This is a genomic window from Nonomuraea gerenzanensis, from assembly GCF_020215645.1.
In the GTDB taxonomy this organism is placed as follows: Bacteria; Actinomycetota; Actinomycetes; order Streptosporangiales; family Streptosporangiaceae; genus Nonomuraea; species Nonomuraea gerenzanensis.
Window position 1 is genome coordinate 5,404,765 of sequence record NZ_CP084058.1, and the last position, 25,535, is coordinate 5,430,299.

The 25,535-nt window shown below is 73.5% G+C and carries 11 protein-coding genes and 1 pseudogene; 8 read left to right on the forward strand and 4 right to left on the reverse strand.

The window, feature by feature from the left end; all coding sequences use genetic code 11:
* Positions 1 to 3: 3 nt before the first annotated feature.
* Entirely contained in the window at positions 4 to 1,842 is a 1,839-nt protein-coding gene (locus LCN96_RS25345; protein WP_225275379.1) for an N-acetylmuramoyl-L-alanine amidase, read from the reverse strand.
* Positions 1,843 to 2,659: 817 nt separating this feature from the next.
* On the opposite strand from LCN96_RS25345, the gene LCN96_RS25350 reads away from it, so the two are divergent.
* On the forward strand, positions 2,660 to 3,541 hold the full coding sequence (locus LCN96_RS25350) for a hypothetical protein (RefSeq protein ID WP_225275380.1): 882 nt from the start codon (positions 2,660 to 2,662) through the stop codon (positions 3,539 to 3,541).
* Between the two features lie 131 nt (positions 3,542 to 3,672).
* Here the strand turns inward: LCN96_RS25350 and LCN96_RS57445 are convergent.
* Positions 3,673 to 3,909 (reverse strand): annotated as a pseudogene (locus tag LCN96_RS57445) (respiratory nitrate reductase subunit gamma); the annotation flags it as partial.
* A 283-nt stretch (positions 3,910 to 4,192) separates the two neighbouring features.
* Here LCN96_RS57445 and LCN96_RS25360 point away from each other — a divergent pair.
* Both LCN96_RS25360 and hypF read left to right on the forward strand, forming a co-directional pair.
* Positions 4,193 to 5,674, forward strand: a complete 1,482-nt coding sequence (locus tag LCN96_RS25360; protein WP_225275381.1) for a WS/DGAT/MGAT family O-acyltransferase — start codon at positions 4,193 to 4,195, stop codon at positions 5,672 to 5,674.
* 44 nt (positions 5,675 to 5,718) lie between these two features.
* Positions 5,719 to 7,629 (forward strand): carbamoyltransferase HypF, encoded by a 1,911-nt coding sequence (hypF, locus tag LCN96_RS25365; RefSeq protein WP_225275382.1) that lies wholly within the window; start codon positions 5,719 to 5,721, stop codon positions 7,627 to 7,629.
* A 4-nt stretch (positions 7,630 to 7,633) separates the two neighbouring features.
* On the opposite strand, the gene LCN96_RS25370 is transcribed toward hypF, so the two are convergent.
* Together LCN96_RS25370 and LCN96_RS25375 are read right to left on the reverse strand one after the other, a co-directional pair.
* Positions 7,634 to 8,275 carry a response regulator transcription factor gene (locus LCN96_RS25370; RefSeq protein WP_225275383.1) on the reverse strand — a complete coding sequence of 214 codons (642 nt, stop codon included), beginning with the start codon at positions 8,273 to 8,275 and terminating at the stop codon, positions 7,634 to 7,636.
* A 38-nt stretch (positions 8,276 to 8,313) separates the two neighbouring features.
* Positions 8,314 to 9,012: a CBS domain-containing protein gene (locus tag LCN96_RS25375; RefSeq protein WP_225275384.1), complete on the reverse strand. Its 699-nt coding sequence runs from the start codon at positions 9,010 to 9,012 to the stop codon at positions 8,314 to 8,316.
* A gap of 222 nt (positions 9,013 to 9,234) precedes the next feature.
* Between LCN96_RS25375 and LCN96_RS25380 the strand changes: the two genes are divergently transcribed.
* The 5 genes from LCN96_RS25380 (at position 9,235) to LCN96_RS25400 (ending at position 25,488) form a co-directional block, all read left to right on the forward strand.
* Positions 9,235 to 10,935: an acyl-CoA dehydrogenase family protein gene (locus LCN96_RS25380; RefSeq protein WP_225275385.1), complete on the forward strand. Its 1,701-nt coding sequence runs from the start codon at positions 9,235 to 9,237 to the stop codon at positions 10,933 to 10,935.
* The gene (locus LCN96_RS25385) at positions 10,932 to 18,599 is read left to right on the forward strand and encodes a type I polyketide synthase (RefSeq protein WP_225275386.1); all 7,668 of its coding nucleotides are present in this window, start codon (positions 10,932 to 10,934) and stop codon (positions 18,597 to 18,599) included. Before LCN96_RS25380 ends, LCN96_RS25385 begins: the two co-directional genes overlap by 4 nt.
* A gap of 1 nt (position 18,600) precedes the next feature.
* The gene (locus LCN96_RS25390) at positions 18,601 to 24,066 is read left to right on the forward strand and encodes an ATP-binding protein (RefSeq protein WP_225275387.1); all 5,466 of its coding nucleotides are present in this window, start codon (positions 18,601 to 18,603) and stop codon (positions 24,064 to 24,066) included.
* Positions 24,063 to 24,770 (forward strand): 4'-phosphopantetheinyl transferase family protein, encoded by a 708-nt coding sequence (locus LCN96_RS25395; RefSeq protein ID WP_225275388.1) that lies wholly within the window; start codon positions 24,063 to 24,065, stop codon positions 24,768 to 24,770. Before LCN96_RS25390 ends, LCN96_RS25395 begins: the two co-directional genes overlap by 4 nt.
* Positions 24,771 to 24,840: 70 nt before the next feature.
* Positions 24,841 to 25,488: a hypothetical protein gene (locus tag LCN96_RS25400; protein WP_225275389.1), complete on the forward strand. Its 648-nt coding sequence runs from the start codon at positions 24,841 to 24,843 to the stop codon at positions 25,486 to 25,488.
* Positions 25,489 to 25,535 lie beyond the last annotated feature (47 nt).

Consider the following 25,535-nt stretch of genomic DNA (forward strand, 5'->3'; position numbering starts at 1 on the left):
CGCTCACGTCTCGGTCACCACGACGTCCTCGCTCCTGACGAACATGACGCGGTGACCGAACTGGATCTGGTGGTACTCCTGGGTGCCGCGGACCACGCGGTGCTGCGTGGTGTCGAAGGTCGTCGCCTTGTAGAACTCGCCGGTCGTGGTCAGGCCGACCGTGTACGACTGCCCGGCCGCGAACGTGTACTGCAGCGGGATCAGCGGCTGCACCCCCACGCCCGCCGGGTACGCCGCCGCCTCCGGATACGCGCGGCCGTACACGGGCACGGAGGCCAGGCCCGGCCGGGGTGTCGCCATCCGGGTCCGGCTGGGCACGGCGACAGGAGCGGACTCCGGGTTGTGGAACCACGCCTTCTGGCCCAGGTACCAGATGGCGGTCCAGTCGCCGCGCCGCTCGGCGACGACGTAGCGCTGGCCGGTGGCGGCGCGGGCGGCGTGGTCGTACACGCTGAACGTGGAGTTCCCCATCGGGTGCTTGCCGATGTCCTTGACGAGGGGCGAGTCCGCGCGCGGCTCGGTGTGCAGCCAGACCGAGGCCGACCCGTGCGCCGGGCAGGCGGCTGCGGGATGGTCCTTGTCGCAGCCGATGTAGTGCGGGCGGTTGCGGTCGTAGTCCGGCAGGATCATGACCGTGGCCGTGCCGGCATCGCCGTCAGGGCGTAGCGGAGCCCCCATCAGGTCGAAGAAGTGGGCCCAGTCCCAGTACGGGCCAGGGTCCTCGTGCATCCCCCGGACCTTCTCCGGCAGCAGGCCGGGCACGTTGTCGTGGCCGATGATGTGCGCGCGATCCAGCGGGACGCCGAACCTGTCGGCCAGGTAACGCACGAGCTTGGCGGACGTGCGGTACATCGCCTCGGTGTACCAGGTGCCGCCGGCGGCGAGGAAGCCCTCGTGCTCCAGGCCGATCGCCTTGGCGTTGACGTACCAGTTGCCGGCGTGCCAGGCCACGTCCTTGGTGCGCACGTGCTGGGCGAGGTGACCGTCGTGCGAGCGCAGCGTGTAGTGCCAGCTCATCTCCTTCGGGTTCTGGACGAGGCCGATCGTCTTGTCGTACAGCTCCTCGGTGTCGTGGATGACGATGTAGTGGATCTTCTGACCGGCGGGGCGGTCGGCGAGGTCGTGGTTGCCGTACTTGCCTCCCGGCAGTTCCTGGTACGGCGCCGGGATCCACTCGCAGGCGAGCGAGCCGGGGCACTCCACGGCGCCGGCGCGGGCCAGGTGGGGCAGGTCCAGCCTGCTCAGCCAGGACCTGGACGGGTGCACCTCGGGGGCGGGCGGCAGGGTGATCTCCGCACCGGTGTCGGTCGTCCGGGTGGCACCCTCGTGGATGACCTCGTAGACCTCGTCGGCGAAGCCTGCCGCGACCTCCTCGGCCGAGGCGCCCGAGTAGCGTGCCACCGCGCCGTACCAGTCGGCGGGGTCGGCGCTCGGCGGGGCGCCCAGGGCTCGCTGGTAGTCGGCGAGCAGTGCCGCGCCGCCGTCGATGTTGGCAGCCGGGTCCTCACGCAGGCGCTCGGTGCTCTGCCCGGTCAGCTCGGCGGCACGCTCCAGAGTGTGCAGGGACGCGGGAGCACCGTCGTGCCGCTCAGGCTCGGCGGGCTGCGTCGACGGCCGGGTGTCGTCGCCGCGCGGGTCCTCGTTCCCGTCGAGGTGGTGGTGCCGCGTCCCGGCCGGCGCGGCACCGTCGGTGAGGTGCATGGGGCCGAAGCCGGCGGCCGTGCTGGGCTTGCCGCCGTTGCAGTCCCAGCGCGACTCCAGGTAGGACACGGCGAGCAGGATGCTCTCCGGCACGCCGTGTCTCTTCGCGGCCTGCTCGAAGGCCTTAGGCATCGTGGTCATGACAATCCCCTCTCACCTGCACCGTCGCATGGATGCGCACCCAGGTGGAGGCGAGATGTCATAGTTTTCCGCTTTCTTGTGGCGGTGCGGGGCCCGCGCTCTGTGCCGAGGACAGCGCGGCCCCGGCAGCACACCATGGCTTCTCGACCGAAGTGTCATGCCGACCGGGGAAAAGGATGCGCGTGCCTGCGGATCCCAGGAGAAGCCGGTGTCGAACCCGCGCGGCCGGCCCGTGCTCGGCGGGCGCCCGCTCGTCCTGACCGCCCTGGCACCGAGATCGAGGGGGAGGGTACCGAGCCCGTGAGAGCGGCCGTGGACCTCCTCGCGGCCGATCCCGCCACCTGTTGAGGGCGTCGCGGGCGTCCCGGTCGTTGAGAGCGTTTAGGCGTCGCGTCCGTCGCGTCCGTCAAGGGCGCTCAACGCCGCCACCGAAGAGCCGCTGCGACCCGACCTGTACTCGCGCGTCCGCACCGCGAGGTAGCCGCTGCCCGGTGACGTCCACGCGCCCGTGACGTCCCCGTGCAGCTCTCCGGGGGAAGACGCGGGACAGCGGATACCCGCGACGGGATCGGGGGCAAGGCCGTGCTCGGCGCAGCAGGCGGCGACCGGATGCCCTTCGCGCGCCACCGCCACCACCCGGGCCGCGCGCTCGTCACTGATCGGCCACAACCGCATCCCGCGCCTCCCACTCCGGAAATGGTCCTGCAGTATCTACCGCAGAACCGGTGGCGGCAGTCGCGAAAGAATGTCGAAGAAAGGCAGGAGAGATATGGCGCGGGAATCGTCGACGGAGCGCACAGAAGAGGATGGTCAGCCGGTGAGCAGGAGACTGCTCTACCCGATCTGCCGCTGGACCGGCACGGTGATCCTGCTGCAGTACGGCTTCGCCAAAATCTTCGGCGCGCAGTTCACGATTCTCGACTCCGAGCTCGACAAGCCCATGGGCACGGTGAGTGGATTCTGGCTGACCTGGTATTACTTCGGCTACTCACCGATTTTCGGCAATCTGATCGCACTGCTGCAGATCGGCTTCGGCCTGGCGCTGGCGTTTCGCCGTACCACCCTGCTCGGTGCCGCGGGGACAGCGGCGCTGCTCGGCGGGATCACCGTGCTGAACATCTCCTACGGGATCGCCCTCGACGCGATGGTGATCGCCATGATCGGGACGGCCTGCGCCGGGTATTTGTTGTGGCAGCACCGCCGGGAGCTGACTGCGTTGTTCTGGCGCGACCAGAATCGCATCGCGCCGGGAACGCGATCCGCGCGCCTGCGCCGGGTGCACGCCGCAGTGGTCTTACTCCTGGTCGGGGGCGCGGCGTCGTGCTCGTACCTGGTCGCCAATGACAACAATCGCGTACCCACCCCGCTGGACGGCACGTGGGACGTCACCGCGGGCACTTTCCAGCCGGCGGGACTGCCCGGTCCCGCCGAGCGCGTGTATTTCGAGCACAATCGCGCCCATCAGGTGGTTCTCCGTCATGGGCAGACCTGGCAGAGACACCATTTCGAGGTCGATCCGGCCGCCGCCACGATCGGAATCTGGCAGACCTGGCTGCGCAAGGACCAGCAATTGATGTCCGGCCGGTACGAGCTCACCGCCGGCCGCCTGCTGATCCACGGCACGGACCTGACGACAGGACGGCCGATGCGGTGGGAGCTGCGGGCCGTGCCTGCCGAGCGACTGAGGCCCGGCCGGTGAGGGGAGGCGCGCCGCGCGGGCCCTCGGTGACCGGCCCGTGCCCCGTCACCGTGACGGCTCCCAGCCGCGCCGCGCCCGCGGTAGACGATGTACGGCCGGGTCAGGTACCCCACGGGCGCGGGGAGCATGGTGCACCAGCGGGGTGAACGGCGGGATCGCGAACAGCGCCAGCGCGCGCAGCCGGAACAGCAGGGCCGCCCCGCCATCAGCGCGGGCTCCGGCTGGGAGTAGAAGATCGACCGGAACCACGGCGAGACGGTGGTGCGGTAGTCGTAGCCGCCGCCGACGAGGTCGGCCACGACGGTGGCGGCCAGGCCGAGGGCGATGGTGAGGGCGAGGACGGCATACCAGTCGTAGAACGACAACATCGCGCCGCCGATCACGCCTCCCGGTACAGCTCCACCAGCACGCCGCGCGCGTAGGGGGAGCGGACGCGGGTGGGGGAGCAGGTGTACCGGGAACCGTCCCGGCCGCAGGTGCCGGCCCGGCTTCAGCAGCGCGTCGCTGACCGGCCCATCCGTACAGGGCCGAAATCCTCAGGCACAACGGCGCGCGACCGAGGGACCTTGGGCCCTGCCCCCCTTCCCCGCCTGGGACGACGCTGAGTCGGACCGGCACGCACGAGAGGCGGCGAGGGGCATGAGCGATCACATGAGTCCGCTTGACGCGGCGTTCCTGACGCTGGAGGACGAGCAGCCCGAGGTGTCGATGGCCATCTCCTCCGTCGCCGTCCTGGAAGGCCCGGCGCCCGGCCACGAGGAGTTCCTGGAGGCCATCCGCGCCCGGCTGCCCCTCGTCGAGCGCTACCGGCAGAAGGCGCGGCAGGTGCCGTTCGACCTGGGCCCGCCCGTCTGGGTCGACGACCCCGCCTTCGACCTCGGCTATCACGTGCGGCGCGTCGCCCTGCCCCCGCCGGGCGGGGACGCGCAGCTGAGCGAGCTGATGGGCGACATCATGTCGCAGCGGCTCGACCGGGCCCACCCGCTCTGGGAGTACTGGGTGATCGAAGGGCTGGCCGAAGGTCGCTGGGCGCTGGTGTCCAAGGTGCACCACTGCATGGTGGACGGGGTGTCCGGCACCCACCTCTACTACGTGATCTTCGACGAGTCGCCGGAGGGCACCCCCGGCCTGCCGCCGGACGAGTGGAACCCGGACGCCGAGCCGTCCACTCTGGACCTGACCACCCGCGCGCTGCGCGACCTGCTGCGCAACCCGGTCGAGCAGGCCCGGATGATCGGCCGGGCGCTGGCCTCGCCGCGTGCCGCCGCCCAGCGGGTGATGGACGCCGCGCGCGGGCTGCCGCCCCTGATCGGCGCGCTGTGGCCGGCGGACGCCTCCTCGCTGACCGGGCCGATCAGCGAGCACCGCCGCTACGCCGTCGCCCGCGCGCCGCTGAGCGACGTCAAGGAGATCGCGCACAGCGCCGGCGTGACGTTCAACGACGCGGTCCTGTCGGCGATCAGCGGCGCCTACCGCTCGTTGCTGCGCGAACGCGGCGAGGACCGTCATCCGCACACCGTGCGCTCGCTCGTGCCCGTCTCGGTCCGCGCCCCCGGCGAGGAGGGCGTCTACGAGAACCGCATCTCGCTCCTGCTGCCCTACCTGCCCGTGCACCTGGCGGATCCGGCCGAGCGGCTGCGCGCCGTGCACGCGCACCTGGCAGAGCTGAAGGCCGGTGGCGAGGCCAGGACCGGCGAGGCGCTCACCACGCTCGCCGCGCACGAGCTGTTCCCGCCCGTCTCCTGGGGGACGCGGCTGGCCGCGCACCTGCCGCAGCGTCAGATCGTCACCGTCACCACGAACGTCCCCGGGCCGCGCCGCCCCCTCTACCTGCTCGGCCGCCGCACGCTGGAGATCCTCCCGTACGTCCCCATCGCCACCCGGCTGCGCACCGGGGTGTCCATCTTCACCTACTGCGACCAGGTCACCTTCGGCGTGACCGGCGACTACGACAGCGCGCCCGAGGTCGAGGGACTCGCACGCGCCATCGAGCGGGAAGTCGAGGCGCTGCGCCTGGCCTTCTGCCCTCCGCCGGCGCCGCCGAAGCGTCCCCGACCCGCCGGCACCCGCAAACCGGCCCGGCGCGCACCGGCGCGTACGCGGACGAAGCGGGCCGAGCCGCACCCTGCCTGACCGACCCGGGGCCGTGAAAGAAAGGTGGAAGAAAGGTGGACGTCATGTCGATCGACGATGCCGCGGGCCGAGTGGCCACCGCCGGGCCGCCGCCGGCGCACGGCGGTGTGATCCCGCCCGACCTGGCCACCTGCGCCGACTGCCTGCGCGAGCTGTTCGACCCGGCCAACCGGCGCCACCGCTACCCGTTCATCACCTGCGCGGCGTGCGGCCCCCGCGCGACCATCATCGAGAGCCTGCCCTACGAGCGCGCCCGCACGTCGATGCGCGGCTTCGAGCCGTGCCCCGCCTGCGCGGCCGAGTACGACGACCCGGCCGACCGGCGCTTCCACGCCGAGACGATCGCGTGCGCGTCCTGCGGCCCCCGGCTGCGCTGGGGGAGCATGACGGGTGAGGCCGCGCTGCGGGCCGCGACGGACTTCATCGCGGCCGGCGCCGTGGTCGTGGTCAAGGGGCTGGGCGGCTTCCACCTGGTCTGCGACGCCATCGACGAGGCGGCCGTCACCCGGCTGCGCGAGGTCAAGGCGCGTGACGGCAAGCCACTGGCCATCATGGTGCGGGCGCCCGTCGTCGCCGGAGCGCTGGCCGACCTGTCCGACGACGACCGCGCCCTGCTCACCGCCCCGTCCGCGCCCATCGTGCTGGCCCCGCGGCGGCACGGGGTGCTCGCGTCCGGTGTCTGTCACGGCATGCCGGACGTCGCGGTGCTGCTGCCGTACACGCCGGTGCACCACCTGCTCCTGGACGCGCTGCGCCGCCCCCTCGTGGTCACCGGCGCCAGCCCTGACGGCAGCCCCACGCCGACTGGCGAGATCTCCGGCCTGGCCGTGGACGGCGTCCTGACCCACGACCGGCCCATCGTGGCCCGCTACGACGACTCGGTGATCCGCTCGTTCGGCCGCGGCTCGATCACGATCCGGCGCGGGCGCGGGCTCGCCCCCGCGCCGCTGCCCCTGCCCGCCGCGGCGCCGCCGCTGGTCGCCGTGGGAGCCGAGCTGAACAGCACCTTCACCCTCGCCGACGGTGAACGGGCGGTGCTCGGGCCGCACCTCGGCGACCTGCCCGCCGCCGCCACCCTCGCAGCCTACGAGCAGGCGCTCGACCACCTCGTTCACCTGAACGGCATCGAGCCGCTGCACGCCGCGCACGACCTGCATCCCGGCTACCTGTCGACCCGGCTGGCGCGGCGCCTGCCGAGCCGGATCGCCGTCCAGCACCACCACGCCCACGTCGCCGCCGTCGCCGCCGAGCACCGGCTGGAGCCGCCGTTCCTCGGCGTGGCCTACGACGGGCCGGGCCTCGGCGACGACGGCACGTGGTGGGGTGGCGAGCTGCTGCTGGCCTCCTACCGCGGTTATCGGCGGCTGGGCCGCTTCTCCCGCGCACCCCTGCCCGGCGCCGAGGCGGCCGCACGCCATCCCGTCCTCGACGGGGACGTCATCGCGCGCGAGGCCGGCTGCCCGGCCACCTCCAGCGCCACCCGCCTGTTCGACGCCGCAGCCGCGCTGCTGGGCCTGTGCGAGGTGAACGGCTTCCCCGGCGAGGCCGCCACCCGGCTGGAGCAGGCGGCCGGCGCTTTCCCCGGTACGGAACCGCTGGCCTGGCGGCTGGAGCGGCGCGGCGGCCTGTGGGTGTACGACGGGGCGGCGACCCTGCGCCACCTGCTGGAGGCCCGGGCCGACGGGGAGCCCGCCGGACGGATCGCCGCCGCCTTCCACGCCACCGTCGCGGCCGTCACCGTGCTGCTGTGCGAGCGGGCCGCCACCGAGCACGACGTCACCCAGGTGTGCCTGTCGGGCGAGGTCTTCGAGAACCGGCTGCTGGCCACCGACGTGCTGGACAGGCTGTCGGCGGCGGGCTTCGAGCCGTACCTCGGCCGGCAGGTTCCGCTCAACGACGCGGGCCTCAGCTACGGCCAGGCGGCCGTCGCGGCGGCGCGGCTGGCACGCGCTTGAGCCGTCACTCCTTGCGGCCGGCCCGCAATCGGGCGGCCAGGGCGGCGGCCTGGGTGCGGCGCTGCATGTCGAGCTTGGACAGCAGGTTGGAGACGTAGTTCTTGACCGTCTTCTCGGCCAGGAACATGCGCTCGCCGATCTGCCGGTTCGTCAGCCCCTCACCGATGAGGTCGAGGATCTGCCGTTCCTGGTCGGTGAGCGCGGCGAGGGGGTCCTTCCTGGCGGCCTGGTCGCGCAGCCGCTGGAGCATGGCGGCGGTGGTCTGCGGGTCGAGCAGCGACTGGCCGGAGGCGACCGTGCGCACGGCGCCCACCAGGTCGGAGCCGTGGATCTGCTTGAGCACGTAGCCTGAGGCTCCGGCCATCACGGCGTCGAACAGGGCGTCGTCGTCGGCGAACGAGGTCAGCATCAGGCACGCCAGGCCCGGCACCCGTGAGCGCACCTCGCGGCAGACGTCCACGCCGTTGCCGTCGGGCAGCCGCACGTCCAGCACCGCCACGTCCGGCACGAGTGCGGGGATGCGCGCGATGGCGGATTCGGCGGTGCCCGCCTCGCCGATCACCTCGATGTCGTCCTCGGAGTCGAGCAGGGCGGCGACGCCACGGCGGACGACCTCGTGGTCGTCGAGCAGGAACACGCGAATCATGCCCATGACGCTACCGAAGCGATGGGCAGGGACGAAAGTCACGTACTCCTGCGAAGGTCATCATCCCGGGCGGTGACGTCGTCCTTCTTCCAGGAGAGCTTGTTCACGACGTCCACCACGCCGTTGACCCGCCGCGTCATGCGTGCGGCGATGGCGGCCTCGCTACGGCGCTCCATCCACCCGGACAACGTCACGACGCCCTGGCGCGCCTCGACCCGTACCCCGTCGGCGGGCACCCACAGGGTGCGGCGGAGGATGTCGTCGCGGACCTCCGAGGCCAGCTCCTCGTCCGATCGGAGGAACAGCTTGACCAGGTCGCGGCGGCTGACGATGCCGACGATCCGGCCGTTGTAGTCGACGACCGCGAGCCGCCTGACGTTGTGCGCGTCCATCAGCCGCGCCGCCTCGACCGCCGACGCCTCAGGGGAGACCCGGACGGCGGGGCTGGTCATCAGCTCGGCGGCGGTGTCGCCGTCGGCCTTGCGCCGGGCCTTGGGGTGACGCAGGCGGGCGCGCAGCGGCGGCTGGTAGCCCTCGCGGTGGAACTGCTCGCGGAACTCCTCCTTGCGCAGCAGATCCGCCTCGGACACCATGCCGAGCACGTGGTCGTCGTCGTCGAGGACCGGAACGGCGCTGATGCCGACGGCGACGAGGGTCTCGGCTATCTCCTTGAACGGGGTGGCGGCGGCGACGGAGACGACCTTGTCCGTCATCACATCCGCGACGGTCATGCGCATGGCTCCTCCTTCATGGCTGCGTCCAGCACACCTCCCCGGGCCACCCCGGGAGTAGGGACGGAAGTCCCGGACCGGTGAGTCCTTGGTCGGCGCCACTCCGTTCGCGGCGTGCGAAGTCAGGACGAAAGTCCTCCGCACAGGGGCCCTCCGCGACTGCCTTCGGCACGCCTCATCGTCTTACGGTCACGGAGAACCAGGCGGACGATGAGAGGGAGGCGAGCCATGACGGATGGACTCGACCTCGGAACACTCGACCTGATGCTGGACGCGCTCGGCGACTTCGTGACCGCGGCGCTGCCCGAGGAACGGCTGCTGGAGCTGGACCGCGACGACCTCTGCCCCGAGGACACGGTCAGGCAGATGTGCGGTGACGACCTGGGCGTGCAGCTCGCCTTCGTGCCCGAGGAGTACGGCGGCATGGGCGGCGGCGCATTCGACTCCTACCGCATCTGCGAGCGCCTGGCCCGGCTCGACCTGGGGCTGGCCACGTCGGTGTTCGCGACGTTCCTCGGCAGTGACCCCATCCTGTTCGGCGGGACCGCGGAGCAGAAGGAGCGCTGGCTGGGCCGGATCGCCAAGGAGGGCATCCTGTTCGCGTACGGGGCGACCGAGCCCGAGGCCGGCAGCGACCTCGGCGCCCTGCGGACCACCGCGACCCCCGTGCCGGGCGGCTACCGGATCAACGGCCGCAAGCAGTGGATCAGCAACGGCTCCATCGCCGACGCCTGGAGCGTGCTGGCGCTTGCCCCCGGCGGTCCGTCCTGGTTCGTGGTGGAACGCGGCGCCGAGGGCTTCTCCACGGCACCGCCGGAGGACAAGCACGGCATCCGGCTGTCGAACACCGCGGCGCTCTACCTCGACGACGTGTACGTCCCGGCGGAGAACCTGGTCGGCCTGGTGGAGGGCAAGGGCCTGACGCAGGCGCAGAACGTCTTCGGCTACACCCGGCTCATGGTCGCGGCCTTCGGGCTCGGTGGCGGCTGGGAGGCCACCGAGCGGGCGATCCGCTACTCGCTCGACCGCGTCCAGGCGGGCGCGGCCCTGGCCACCAAGCAGGGCTACACCCACAAGCTGATCGTGCCGCACGTCGTACGGCTGGAGGCCGCGCGGGCGTTCATCGAGGAGACCGCGACCCGCATCGACGCGGGCGAGGGCTCGCTCAACACCGAGGGCGCCATCGCCAAGTACCTGGCCAGCGAGGCGGGCAACGCCGCCGCCGAGGCCGCCATCCAGGCCCACGGCGGGTACGGCTACACCAAGCCGTACCTGGTCGAGAAGATCAAACGGGACGTGCGCATCACCACGATCTACGAAGGCACCTCCGAGATCCTGGAGATGACCATCGCCAGGGACCGCTGGCAGCAGCACCTCAAGACCCGCGCCGCCCACTACCGCGACGCCGCCGCCACGGTGGCCGCGCTGCCCGCGCGGACCGGCGCGGCCACCGCCGCCCTCGCGCTCGACGGGCTCGCCGCCGTCCTGGAGGGCTGCCGGGCCGGGCGGCTGACCCGTAACCAGCACGTCCTGCTGCGGCTCGGTGAGCTGATCGGGTACGGCGAGGCGGCGGCCAGCCTCGCCCGGCGCGCCGCCGCCGCGCTCGACGGCACGCTGCCGGAGAAGGCCGAGCGCCGCTTCGGCCCCGCCGCGCTCGCGGCCATCAGCCGGGTCTTCGCCCGGGAAGCCGCGATGAAGATCGCCGAAGAGGGCACGCGGTGGGTCCTCGGCGCCCTCCCCGAACACGCCGCCACAGACTCCGCCGCCACGGACCCGGGCGCTGCAGACCCCACCGCCGATTACGGCGCCGCCGAGCTGGACGGGCTGCGCGCCGGTGAGGTGCGGCAGGTGCAGCGCGGCCTGCTCGCCGACATGGACCTGATCGCGGACGTCCTCTACGGCCGCGCCGACCCCCAGGACCCCTCATGAATCCCATCACGCTCGAACCCGTCGCCGTCATCGGCCTCGGCGCGATCATGCCCGACGCCCCCGACGCGACCTCCTTCTGGGAGAACATCAAGAGAGGCCGATACTCCATCTCCGACGTCCCGCCCGAGCGCTGGGACCCCGCCCTCTACTACGACCCCGACCCGAAGGCGCCGGACAAGACGTACTCGCGTATCGGCGGCTGGGTGCGGGACTACCCCTGGGATCCCATGGGCTGGCGGCTGGCCGTGCCACCCGCCGTGGCCGCGCAGCTCGACGGCGGCCAGAAGTGGGCCATCAGCGCCGCCAGGTCGGCGCTGCGGGACGCCGGCTGGCCGAACTGGACGGTCGATCCGGAACGGGTCGCCGTGGTCATCGGCAACGCCATCGGCGGCGAGAAGCACTACCGCTCCAACACCCGCGTCGAGCTGCCGGAGTTCGTGCGGCGTCTGGAGCAGTCACCCGCCTTCGCCACCCTGCCCGCCGACGTGCGCGAGGCCGTGCTGCGCGAGACCACCGGCTCCTTCCTGGACGGGTACCCGCCGATCACCGAGGACACCATGCCGGGCGAGCTGGCCAACATCATCGCCGGCCGGGTGGCCAACCTGTTCAACTTCCGCGGCCCCAACTTCACCACCGACGCCGCCTGCGCCTCCGGCCTGGCCGCCATGTCCTCGGCCGTACGCGGGCTGCAGGCGCACGACTTCGACACCGTGATCACCGGTGGCGTGGACCGGAACATGGGGGTGGCCGCGTTCGTCAAGTTCTGCAAGATCGGCGCGCTGTCGGCCACCGGCACCCGGCCCTTCGACGCGGGCGCCGACGGGTTCGTGATGGGGGAGGGCGCGGCGCTGTTCGTGCTCAAGCGCCTGGCCGACGCCGAACGCGACGGCGACCGCGTCTACGCCGTCATCCGCGGCATCGCCGGCTCCAGCGACGGCAAGGGCAAGGGCATCACCGCGCCCAACCCGATCGGGCAGCGGCTGGCCATCGAGCGGGCCTGGGCGGGCGCCGGCCTGAGCCCCGCCGACGCCACGCTCGTCGAGGCCCACGGCACCTCCACCCGCGTCGGCGACGCCACCGAGCTGGGCGCGCTGAGCGAGGTGTTCGAGAAGGCCGGCGCGGAGCGCGGCGCCATCGCGCTCGGCTCGGTCAAGTCCAACATCGGCCACCTCAAGGCCGCCGCCGGGGCTGCCGGGCTGTTCAAGATCGTGATGAGCCTGCACGAGCATGTCCTGCCGCCCAGCCTGCACTTCGAGACCCCGAACCCGAACGTCGACTGGTCGGCCATCCCCTTCCGGGTCGGCACCGAGCTGCAGGAGTGGGCGCGGCCCGCCGGCGGGGTGCGGTGCGCCGGGGTGAGCGCGTTCGGGTTCGGCGGCACGAACTTCCACGTCGTGCTGGAGGAGTACATCCCCGGCCGCCACCGCTTCACCGGCACCCCGGTCACCTACGCCACGTCCGGCACCCCGGCCGCCACCCTGACCACGCCCACCGCACCGGGCAGCGCCACGCCGGTGGCGCGGGTGCCCGGCGGGGCCAGGCCGCCGCTGCGTGGGGCCGCCGTCGTGGGCGGGGCCGACGAGGCCGAGGTCATCGCCCGGCTCGAACAGGTGCGCGCCACCGCCACCCCGCAGCCGCCCGACCCCGCGCTCGCCACCGCCGCCATCAGGGTCGCCATCGACTACGCCGACCCCGCCGACCTGGCCGCCAAGGCGGCGAAGGCCGTCGCCGCCCTGCGGACCGGCGACCAGGCCAGGTGGCGCATGCTGCGCGCCCAGGGCGTGTTCCTCGGCCGCGGCTCCGCGCCCAAGGTCGCCTTCCTCTACACCGGCCAGGGCTCGCAGTACGTCAACATGCTGCGCGACCTGCGCGAGCGCGAGCCCATCGTGGCCGCCACGTTCGACGAGGCCGACCGGGTGATGACACCGCTGCTCGGCCGGCCGCTGACCTCGTACGTCTTCAGCGACGACACCGACCCCGGCGCGGCACAGCAGGCGCTGCTGCAGACGGAGATCACCCAGCCCGCCGTGCTGACCGTGGACGCCGCGCTCACCCGCCTGCTGGAGGCGTACGGGGTGCGCGCCGACATGGTGATGGGCCACAGCCTCGGCGAGTACGGCGCGCTCGTCGCGGCCGGATCGCTGACCTTCGAGGCGGCCCTGGAGGCCGTCAGCGCGCGCGGCCGGGAGATGGCCTCCCTGGAGGTGCCCGACAACGGCGCCATGGCCGCCGTCTTCGGCCCGCTGCCGCAGGTCGAGCGCATCGTGGCGGAGTGCGACGGCTACGTCGTGGTCGCCAACATCAACAGCACCGCCCAGGCCGTGGTCGGCGGCGCCACCGAGGCTGTCGAGGCGGCCGTCGAGCGCTTCCGCGCGGCGGGCATGACCGCGAGCCGCATCCCCGTCAGCCACGCCTTCCACACCTCGATCGTGGCGCCCGCGGGCGAGCCACTGAAGGCGGTGCTGCGCCGCCTCGACATCCGGCCGCCCGCCAAGCCGATCGTGGCCAACGTGACCGGCGCGTTCTACCCGGACGACGCCGACGCCGAGACCATGCTCGACATCCTCGGCCGCCAGGTCGCCTCGCCGGTGCGGTTCGTGACCGGCCTGCGCACGCTGTACGACGCGGGCGCGCGCGTCTTCGTCGAGGTGGGGCCGAAGAAGGCGCTGCACGGCTTCGCCGAGGACGTGCTCGGCTCGGTGCACGACGACGTGCTCGCGCTGTTCACCAACCACCCCAAGAACGGCGGCGTCCCCGCCTTCAACCAGGCCCTGTGCGGCCTGTACGCCGCCGGCCTGGGCTTCCCCGCCACCGACGTGCCCGACCGGACGCCCGCCACGGTGCCGGCGCCCGCCACCTCCGCGAGGCCCACCACTCCCATGAGGCCCACCATGACCCCAGAGACCACCTACACCCAGCTCGGCCGCCTCTTCGCGCAGACCCTCGAACAGGGCCTGGCCCTCTACGGCGGCACCGCGCCCCAGAGCCTCCCGGCCACGGAACCGGTCGTGGTGACCGGGGCCGCGCTCGGGCTCCCAGGCGTCGAGCGTGTCTTCGACGACGACAACCTGGCCCGCATCCTCGCCGGCCAGCAGTTCATCGACACCATTCCGCACCGCTTCCGCCGCGCCATGGTGGACCACCGCATCACCCGCCTGGTCAAGCGCGAGTCGGGCGACCCCACGTTCGAGACCATCGGCAGCGAGGCGGACGTGCTCAAGCTCGCCGGCCGCCACGCGCCCCTGGACGTGGTCGCCGAGTTCGGCGTGGACGCCGACAGGGACGCCGCCCTCGACATCGCCACCAGGCTCGCCATCGGCGCGGGCTTCGACGCGCTGCGCGACGCGGGGATCCCGCTGGTCATGCACTACCGGAGCACCACCCTGGGCACCAGGCTGCCCGATCGGTGGGGGCTGCCCGAGGCGCTGCGAGACGACACCGGCGTGGTGTTCGCCTCCGCCTTCCCGGCCTACGACGCCTTCGCCGACGAGCTGGAGCGCTACTTCACCGACCGCGGGCGCAGGGAACAACTGCTCGCGCTGGAGGCCGTCCGGGCCAGGATGGGAAGTGGGGAGAGCGCCGCCGCCGAGACCGATCGCCGCATCGACGAGCTGCGCCACCTCCTGCGGAGCGAGCCGTACGTGTTCGACCGCCGATTCCTGTTCCGCTGCCTGTCCATGGGGCACTCCCAGTTCGCCGAGCTCATCGGCGCGCGCGGCCCCAACACGCAGGTCAACGCCGCCTGCGCGAGCACCACCCAGGCCATGTGCGTGGCCGAGGACTGGATCCGCGCCGGCCGGTGCCGCCGCGTGATCGTCATCTCGGCCGACGACGTCACCTCCGACGCGCTGCTGCCCTGGATCGGCTCCGGCTTCCTGGCCTCCGGCGCCGCCGCCACCGATGACGTGGTGGAGGAGGCGGCCACGCCGTTCGACCGCCGCAGGCACGGCATGATCGTCGGCATGGGCGCCGCCGCCGTGGTGGTCGAGTCCGCCGAGGCGGCCCGCGAGCGCGGCCTGCGGCCGATCTGCGAGGTGCTGGGCGCCGTCACGGCCAACAGCGCCTACCACGGCACCCGCCTCGACGTCGAGCACATCTCCCAGGTCATGGAGCAGGTCGTCCGTCAGGCCGAGGGCCGCGGTGCCGATCGGCACACGATCGCGCCCGAGACGGTGTTCGTCTCCCACGAGACCTACACCCCGGCGCGCGGCGGCAGCGCCGCGGCCGAGATCCACGCGCTCAGGCAGGCCTTCGGCAGCACCGCCGACTCGATCGTGATCGCCAACACCAAGGGCTTCACCGGCCACGCCATGGGCGCCGGCATCGAGGACGTCGTCGCGATCAAGGCGATGGAGACCGGCATCGTGCCGCCCGTCCCCAACTACAAGGAGCCGGACCCCGAGCTGGGCCCGCTCAACCTCTCCACCGGCGGCGCCTACCCCGTGCGGTACGCGCTGCGCCTGGCCGCCGGGTTCGGCTCCCAGATCGCCATGACCCTGATGCGCTGGACCCCGATGCCGGACGGCAGGCACCGGTCCCCGAGTGAGCTGGGCTACGCCTACCGCATCATGGACCCGGCCGCCTGGCAGGCGTGGCTGTCCACCGTCTCCGGCCGCCCCGGCGCCGCCCTGGAAGTCGTGCAGCGCCGCCTGCGCATCACGGACGCAGCCGCCGCTCCGCCCCCCGTCGTGGTCGCCGAGCCTGAGCCCGCCGCCGTCGCACCCATCGAGCCAGAAGCCGTACCCGCGCAGGCGGACCCGCTCGCGGAGACCGTCGTCGCGATCGTCTCGGAGATGACCGGGTACCCGCCGGAGCTGCTGGAGCCGGACCTGGATCTGGAGGCGGATCTCGGGGTGGACACGGTGAAGCAGGCGGAGATCTTCGCGGCGGTGCGGGAGCGGTACGGGCTGGAGCGGGACCCGAACCTGCGGTTGCGTGACTTCCCGACGCTGAACCACGTGGTCGGCTGGATCCGCGACCGCCTGCCCACCGCGCCCACCGCGCCCACCGCATCCACCGCGTCCACCGCGCCCACCGCATCCACCGCGTCCACCGCGTCCACCGCACCCGCCGAGCAGCAGCCCGAGCCGCCGGCACCCCAGGACGAGCAGCCCGAGCCCGCCCCCCACGACGGCACGCGCTTCCCGCGCCGGATCCCCGTCCCGGTGCTGCGCCCCGCGCTCAGCCGCTGCGAGCCGACCGGCGTCAGCCTGGGCGAGGGCATCAGGATCATCATCGGCATGGACGCGGGCGGCGTCGGCAAGGCCCTGGCAGGCCGGCTCGGCAAGCTCGGCTGCGAGGTCGTCGCCGTCGATCCCGGCGGCACGCCGGAAGAGCTGGTGGCCCAGGCGCGGGGCAAGGTGGACGGACTCTACTGGCTGCCCGCGCTCGACATCGAGCAACCGCAGGCGGAGATGGACCTGCCGGCCTGGCGCGAGGCGCTGCGCCGCCGGGTCAAGTCGCTCTACGCCCTCACCCACCACCTCTACGAGCAGGCCCCCTTCCTGGTCACCGGCACCAGGCTGGGCGGCCGCCACGGCTACGACGACGCGGGCGCCGTCGCCCCGCTCGGCGGCGCGGTGACCGGCTTCGCCAAGGCCTACCGGCGCGAACGCCCGGACACGCTGGTCAAGGCGGTCGACTTCGGCACCGGCAGGAAACCGGCGGCGTACGCGGACGTCCTGATCGAGGAGACCCTGACCGACCCGGGCTGCGTCGAGGTCGGCCACGCCGACGGCGAACGCTGGTCGATCGGCCTGGCCGAACGCCCCTTCCCCGACGGCGAACGCTGGTCGGCCGGCCTGGCCGAACGCCCCTTCCCCGACGGCGAACGCTGGTCGGCCGGCCCGGGCGAACGCCCCTTCACCGCCCCCGATGGCGGGCAGCCGGACCCGGGCAGTGTCTTCCTCATCACCGGAGCGGCCGGCGGCATCGTCTCGGCCATCACCGCCGACCTGGCCACCGCCTCGGGCGGCGTGTTCCACCTGCTCGACCTGATCCCCGAACCGGACCCGGCGGACGCCGACCTGGTCCGCTGCACCACCGACCGCGACGGCCTCAAGGCGGACCTGGCCGACCGGATCAGTCGGCGCGGCGAGCGCCCCACCCCGGTGCTCATCGAGCGCGAGCTGGCCCGCCTCGAACGCCTGCGCGCCGCCCTCGACGCCATCGAGGCCGTCAGGAAGGCCGGCGGCACGCCGCACTACCACCAGGTCGACCTCACCGACCCCACCGCGGTGCGCGGCGTCATGGACGACGTGCGCGGCGTCAGCGACCACGTGGACGTGCTGCTGCACGCCGCCGGGCTGGAGATCAGCCGGTCCCTGGGCGACAAGCCGCCCGCCGAGTTCGACCTGGTCTTCGACGTCAAGAGCGACGGCTGGTTCAATCTCCTGCACGCCGCCGCGGACCTGCCGATCGGCACCACCGTGGTCTTCAGCTCGGTGGCAGGCCGCTTCGGCAACGCCGGCCAGGCCGACTACAGCGCGGCCAACGACCTGCTGTGCAAGCTCACCAGCGGCATGCGCCGCACCCGGCCGGGCACCCGCGCCATCGCGCTGGACTGGACGGCCTGGAGCGGCATCGGCATGGCCACCCGCGGCTCCATCCCCAAGATCATGGAGATGGCGGGGATCGAGATGCTGCCGCCGGAGGTGGGCGTGCCCTGGATCAGGCACGAGCTGACCGCCTCCGGCGAGCGCGGCGAGGTGCTCGTGGCCGGCGCGCTGGGCGTGCTGGGCGCCGAGAGCGACGAGCGCGGCGGGCTGGCCACCGCCTCCACCGGGGAGCCGATGGCGGCGCGGATCGACGCGTACGGCGTGCACACCGGCCTGGTCGTCCGGACGACGCTGGACCCGAAGGAACAGCCGTTCCTGGACCACCACCGCATCGACGGCGTCGCCGTCCTGCCCGGCGTCATGGGCATCGAGGCGTTCGCCGAGGCGGCTCGGCTGGCCGCGCCCGCCTGGCAGGTGACGGCCGTGGAGGACGTGGACTTCCTCGCCCCGGTGAAGTTCTACCGCGACGAGCCCCGTACGCTCAGTGTGACGGCCGCCGTCACCGCAGACGGCGACGACCTGCTCGCCCGCTGCGCGCTGACGGCGGAGCGCCTCCTGCCGGGGCAGGACGAGCCCCAGCGCACCGTGCACTTCACCGGCACCGTGCGGCTCTCGCGCACGGCACGCGAGGGCGCGCGGCGCGACCGCGCCGAGGAGGCCGCCACCACGATGGCGCCCCCGCAGGTGTACACGCTGTTCTTCCACGGCCCCGCCTACCAGGTGGTCGCCGCCGCCTGGGCGCACCAGGAGGGCGCCGCGGCCAGGATGGCCGCCGGCCTGCCGCAGGCGCTGCGGCCGGAGGCGCCGACCACGACGCCGCCGCGCCTGGTGGAGCTCTGCTTCCAGACGGCGGGGCTGGCGCAGGCCGCTCGCGACGGCGTGCTGGCGCTGCCCGCGCACGTGGACCGCGTCCTGCTCCATCCGTTCAAGGAGGGCGAGGACGTGCAGGCGCTCGTCGAAGCACGCGGTGACCGGTACGAGTGCGCCGTCCTCGACGGCGACGGCACCGTGCTGGTGGCCGTCGAAGGCTACCGGGGCACCCCGCTGCCCGGCGAGCTGCCCTCCGAGGTCAGGCAGACGCTGGACCCGCTGACGAGAGAAGGCTGACATGCCGGGAATCAAGCGCCTGGCCATCGTCAACCGGGGCGAGCCGGCCACCCGGGTGCTGGACGCCGTCGCGGAGCTCAACCGCGACGGCGCCACCCCCCGCATGGCGACGATCATCCTGCACACGGACCAGGACATCGACGCCTGGTACGCCCGCAGAGCCGACGAGGCCCGCTCGATCGGTCCCGCCACCTACCTCGACCCGCGCGACGGCCACCGCAGGTCCGCCTACCTCGACGAGGAGCGCGTCATGCGGGCGCTGGAGGCGGCCCGCGCCGACGCCGTCTGGGTCGGCTGGGGCTTCCTGGCGGAGCACGCCTCCTTCGCCGAGCGCTGCGAGAAGGCCGGCATCACGTTCGTCGGCCCGCGCAGCACCACGATCCGCCTGCTCGGCGACAAGATCGCGGCCAAGCTGCTGGCGGAGCAGGCCGGCGTGCCGGTCGTGCCGTGGAGCGGCGGCCCCGTGACCGACCCGGCGGACGCGCTGGCACACGCCACGCAACTCGGCTTCCCGGTGGTCGTCAAGGCCGCGGCGGGCGGCGGCGGGCGCGGCATCAGGGTCGTCCGCGCGCCGGAGGAGGTGGCGCCCGCGCTGAGCGCCGCGCGTGCCGAGGCGCAGGCCGCGTTCGGCGATCCGGCGGTGTTCGTCGAACGGCTCGTGCCGCGCGCCCGCCACGTCGAGGTGCAGATCATCGCGGACGGGCACGGCGCCGTCTGGGCGCTCGGCGTGCGCGACTGCAGCATCCAGCGGCGCAACCAGAAGGTCATCGAGGAGGCCGGCTCCACCGCGCTGACCCCGTCCGCCGAACGTGCCGTGCGCCGGGCGGCCGTCCGGCTGGCCAGGGAGGCGGGCTACCAGAACGCCGGGACGGTCGAGTTCCTGCTCGACCCGGACACCGGCGTGCACCTGTTCATGGAGGTCAACACCCGGTTGCAGGTCGAGCACCCGGTCACCGAGGAGACGACGGGAGCCGACCTGGTCAAGCTCCAGCTGCACGTGGCCAGGGGCGGCCGGCTCGACGGTGACCCGCCGCCCGCCAGGGGATACGCGATCGAGGCCCGGCTGTGCGCGGAGGACCCCGAGCAGGGGTTCGCGCCCGCGCCCGGCCGGATCGTCGTGTGGCGGCCACCGTCCGGGCCCGGCATCCGGGTGGACGCCGGCGTGGCCGAGGGCGATGTGATCGCGCCGGAGTTCGACTCGATGATCGCCAAGGTGGTGGCCAGGGGCGGCGACCGCAACGAGGCCATGGCCAGGCTGCGGCGCGCGCTGGCCGCGACCCGCGTGGTCGTCGAGGGCGGCGCGACCAACCGGGCCTTCCTGCTGTCGCTGCTCTCCCGCGAGGAGGTCCGGCGGGGCACCGCCGACAACCGGTGGCTGGACGGGCTCACCGCCGACGGGGCGCACCTGCCCGACCCCGATCCCGTCGCCGTGCTGCAGGCCGCCGTCGAGGCGTACGACGCCGAACACGAGGCCGAACGGGCGGCCTTCCACGAGGCCGCCGGCCGGGGCAGGCCCGTCATGCCCGAGCAGATGGGGCACCGGGCCAGGCTGCGTTACCGCGGCCGCCCGTACGAGCTGCTCGTCCTGCGCACCGGCCCCGAGCAGTACCGGGTCGAGACCGCGGACGGGCCGGTGGAGGTGGGGGTGCGGCGGCTCAGCGGGTACGAGCGGCGGCTGTCGTGCGGCGGCGCCGCGTACCGCACCCAGATCTCCGCCCAGGGCCCCGCCTACCTGGTGGAGGTGGAGCGGGACGGTGAGTGGGCGGCCCACCGCGTGCACCGCGACGACGGCGGCGTCATCCGGGCCTCCCACCCGGCCTTCGTGGTCGCGGTGCCCGTGGCGCCCGGCGACCGGGTGGCCGAGGGCGACCCGCTGCTCGTGCTGGAGAGCATGAAGCTCGAGTCCACGCTGGCCGCCCCGTACGCGGGCGAGGTCGCCTCGGTCGAGGTGGCCGTCAACACCCAGGTCGTGGCGGGCCAGCCGCTGCTGCGCGTGCGCGAGGTGGCGCCCGCCTCGCGGCCGGAGGGCACGGCCGTGTCCTTCGCCGGTTTGTGCCACGCCGATCAGGCGCCGGGCTGCCGGCCGAGGTACGCGGCGCTGCACGGCTGCCTGCTCGGCTTCGACCTGGATCCGCGCGGGCTCGGCGGCGGCCACGAGCCAGGGCAGGCACCCGGCGATCCGGAGCTGCTGGCGTGCGAGGAGGCGTTCCTGGACCTGTACGCCGACGTGTGCGGCCTGTACCGGCCCGTGCCGGAGCCGGAGGAGCCGGGCAGCTCCAGCGCCCAGGAGTACCTCCTGTCCTACCTGCAGTGGCTCGACCCCGGCAGGGCCGGCCTGCCCGCGGGCTTCCGCACCCGCCTGGAGCGCGTCCTGGCCAGGTACGGCGTGCGCGGGCTCGACCGCACGCCCCAGCTGGAGGAGGCCGTCGTCTGGCTCTTCCGCTCCTTCCACCGCGCCCACGACCTGGCCCCGGTCGTCGCCGCCGTGCTGGAACGCCGGCTGCGGCACCGCGACCTGCTCGCGCCGGACCCGGCCCTGCGCGACCTGCTGGACCGGCTCGCCATCGCCGCGCAGGTACGCCATCCGGTGGTCGCCGACCTGGCCAGGGACGTGCGCTTCCACTACTTCGACGAGCCGCAGCACGAGCGGGCGCTGGCCGCCGTGTACGCGCAGATGGAGGCCGGCCTCGACGCCCTGGCGGCCGACCCGCGCAGGCCCGACCGCGACGAGCTGATCGACCGGCTCGTGTGGTGCCCGCAGCCGATGCGCGGCCCGCTGCTGGCCCGCTGGCAGGTGGCGGGCCCGCAGATGCGGAACGCCGTCGTCGAGATCTACATCCGGCGCTTCTACCGCACCCGCGCGCTCGAACACCTCACCGTCGAAGGCGGCCTCGGCACGGCCGACTTCGACCTCGAGGGCATGCCCCACCACCTGGTGGTCGCCTACACCCCGCTCGCCGGCAGCCGCGCCGCCTGCGCGGACATCGCGGCGCGGCTGAAGGGCGTCGATCCCGGGCGGCGGGTCATCGCCGAGCTGATGACCTGGCGGCCGGGGGAGCGCCCCGCCGCCGACGTCACCCAGGCGGAGGTCGCGGACCTGCTCGCCGGCGTGGACCTCGGCCGTTCTCTGGAGCGGCTGTCGGTGACCGTCACCAGCGAGCGCGGCCCCGGCCCCGAGCACCACCGCACCCAGCATTTCGCCTACCGGAACACCGCCGGCGGCTTCGAGGAGGACGTCCTCTACCGCAACCTGCACCCGATGATCGCCGAACGGGCCGAGCTGTGGCGGCTGTCCAACTTCACCCTCGAACGCCTGCGCTCCGCCGAGGACGTCTACCTCTTCCGCGGCGTCGCCAAGGACAACCCGGCCGACGTGCGCCTGTTCGCCATCGGCGAGGTCCGCGACCTGACCCCGGTCCGCGGCCCGACCGGGCGGGTCGTGTCCCTGCCCCGGCTGGAACGCATGGGGCTGCAGGCGCTGGCCGCCATGCGCGAGCACCTCGCCGCCACCCCGCCGGGCCGGCGGCCCCAGCCGAACCGCATCATCCTGTGCGTACGCCCGCCGTTCGACGTGCCACCCGCCGACTGGCCGGGGCTGGCCAGGCCGTTCGTGCCGCTGGCCGCCGGAGCGGGGCTGGACAAGCTGGTGCTTCAGGTCCGCATCCCAGGTCCCGGCGCCGCGCCGGAGCCCGCGGTCCTGCACGTCGAAGGGCTCGACGAGGACCACGTGACGGTCCGCAGGGCACCGTACGGCCGGGCGCCGGTCAAGCCGGTCACCGAGTACCGGCGCAAGGTGCTGCGGGCCCGGCGCCTCGGCGCGCCCTACCCGTACGAGATCGTCCGCATGCTGGCCCCGCCCGAGGGCACCCCCGGCGGCTTCCCGCCGGGCACGTTCGCCGAGCACGACCTGGCGGCCGACGGCACCCTCGTCCCCGTCACCAGGCCCGAGGGCGGCAACGCCGCCAACCTGGTCGTCGGCGTCATCACCAACCGCACCGCCGAGGTGCCCGAGGGCATGTCCAGGGTGGCCGTCCTCGGCGACCCCACCCGGAGCCTGGGCTCGCTGGCCGAGCCCGAGTGCCGTCGCGTCATCGCGGCGCTCGACCTGGCGGAGCGGATGCGGGTGCCGGTGGAGTGGTTCGCGGTGTCGTCCGGCGCGCGGATCGCGATGGACAGCGGCACCGAGAACATGGACTGGATCGCCGCCGTGCTGCGCCGCCTCATCGAGTTCACGCAACGGGGCGGCGAGGTCAACGTCGTGGTCACCGGCGTGAACGTGGGCGCGCAGCCGTACTGGAACGCCGAGTCCACCATGCTCATGCACACCCGCGGCATCCTCGTCATGGTGAGCGGCAGCGCGATGGTGCTGACCGGCAAGCAGGCGCTCGACTTCTCCGGCGGCGTGTCCGCCGACGACAACGCCGGCATCGGCGGCTACGAACACGTCATGGGGCCCAACGGCCAGGCCCAGTACGGCGCCGCCACGCTGGCGGAGGCGGGCCGCATCCTGCTGCGCCACTACGAGCACGCCTACGTGGTGCCCGGCGAGCGCTACCCGCGCAGGCGCCCCACCGCCGACCCGGCCGGCCGCGACGTGCGGCCGGCGCCCCACGTGGGCGCCGGGTTCGGCACGGTCGGGGAGATCTTCTCCAGGACGCACAACGCCGAGCGAAAGCGGCCCTTCGACATCCGCTCGGTCATGCGCGCGGTGTGCGACACCGACGCCGAGCCGCTGGAGCGGTGGGCTCGCTGGCGCGACGCCGAGACGGCCGTCGTCTGGGACGCGCACATCGGCGGCATCCCCGTCTGCCTGATCGGGCTGGAGTCCGCGCCGCAGCCCAGGCACGGCTTCGTGCCCGCCGACGGCCCGCCCGCCTGGACCGCCGGCACGCTGTTCCCGCAGTCGTCACGCAAGGTGGCCAGGGCCGTCAACGCGGCCAGCGGCAACCGGCCCGTCGTGGTGCTGGCCAACCTGTCCGGTTTCGACGGCTCGCCGGAGTCGATGCGGCGCTGGCAGCTCGAGTACGGCGCCGAGATCGGCCGGGCGGTGACGAACTTCTCGGGACCGATCGTGTTCGTGGTGGTCTCCCGGTACCACGGCGGCGCGTTCGTGGTGTTCTCCAAGCGGCTCAACCCGCTCCTGGAGATCGCCGCCGTCGAGGGTTCCTACGCCTCCGTCATCGGTGGCGCGCCCGCCGCCGCCGTGGTGTTCGTGCGCGAGGTCAACGCCCGTACCGAGCGCGACCCCCGGGTGATCGCCGCGGGCGGGTCCGGGCCGCGCTCCCGGCTCGTCGAGATCACCGAGGAGGTGCGGGCGGACAAACTGCGCGAGGTGGCCGCCGAGTTCGACCGGGTGCACAGCATCCAGCGGGCCCTGGAGGTCGGCTCGGTCGACCGGGTCATCCCGGCCGCCGAGCTGCGCCCGTACGTGATCGGCGCGCTGGAGAGAGGCATGGCCGCGACATGAGATGGCTGGCACGCGGCGAGCGGCACCTGCCCGCCGGCGACGGCTGGCTGGCCCCCGGGGAGGCCCGGCGGGCGGCCGGCATGCGCTTCACCAAGCGGCGCACCGAGTTCCTGGTCGCCCGCTGGACGGCCAAGGAGGCCATGGGCCGGCTCTACCCGGCGCCCGCGTACGAGCTGGAGGTGCGCCACCATCCCAGCGGCGCCCCCGAGGCGTACCTGGCGGGGGCGCCGCTGCCGGTCGGCCTGTCACTGACCGACCGCGCGGGCTGGGCGGTGTGCCTGCTCGGCCTGGAGCCCGGCGCGGTCGGCTGCGACCTGGAGCTGGTGGAGCCGCGCAGCCCCGGTTTCGTCGCCGACTACTTCACCGCCGCCGAGCGGCGGCTCATCGGCGCGGACCCGCTGCGTGCCAACCTGCTGTGGTCGGCCAAGGAGAGCGCGCTGAAGGTGCTGCGCACCGGGCTGCGCAGGGACACCCGCTCGGTCGAGGTGACGCTCGGCTGCGCCACGCCGTCCGGCGGGTGGAGCGGGCTGACGGTGCGGACGGCGGAGGGCAGGACGTTGCACGGGTGGTGGCACAGGTTCGGCGACTTCCTGCTCACGGTGGCGACCGACCGGCCGGCGCCGCCGCCGTCCTGCCTGGAGGAACCGCCCGCGCTGGCCTCCGCCTCACCGTCGCACAGCTGGCTGGCACGCCCCCTGCGCTGAGAGGGTGCCCCGGCGGCGGCGTGGCCGCCGTAGCCTCTTAGTGTAGACAACCTACATATGGGAGGCGGACATGGCCCGCTCCGGCACCGTGCGCTGGCGCAATCTCCTGGTCGGCCTGCACGTCATCACGTCCGTGGGCTGGATGGCCCTCGCGCTCGTCCTGGTCGTGCTGCTGACCCACGGCATGCGTACGGGGGACGCGCACGCGTACCGCATGGCCGACCTGCTCGACGACGACCTGCTGCTGCACCTCGCCAACGCCTCGGCCTTCACCGGTCTCATGCTCGCCGGCCTGACCCGCTGGGGCTACACGCGCCACTGGTGGGTGACCACGAAGTTCGCCATGACGCTGAGCCAGCTGTACGTCGGGATCTTCATCCTCGGCGGCCACCTGGACAGGCTCGCCGCGGGCCTGCAACGGTCCGCGACCGGCGTGGCGGTCGCCACCGTGCTCATGGCCGGCGCGCTGGCGTTCCAGACGTGGCTGTCGATCGCCAAGCCGTGGCGGCTGACGCCGTGGACGACGGGCAAGGCCGGGCCGAAGCCGCCGGACTGGCTGTTCGCCGCCGCGCTGGCGGTGCCCGTCATCGACTACTCGACGGCCACGTTCGTGTTCGGTCATCCCGCGCCCCTGCTCACCGTCCTGACGGTGATCGGCTACCCCATCTGGCGGGCCGCGCGCGCGAGGCCGGCGACGGCAGGGGACCCGATCAGGTAGCACCGCCTGCCTTCGTGACCGGGCAGCGCGAGCCCGACGACGCCGCA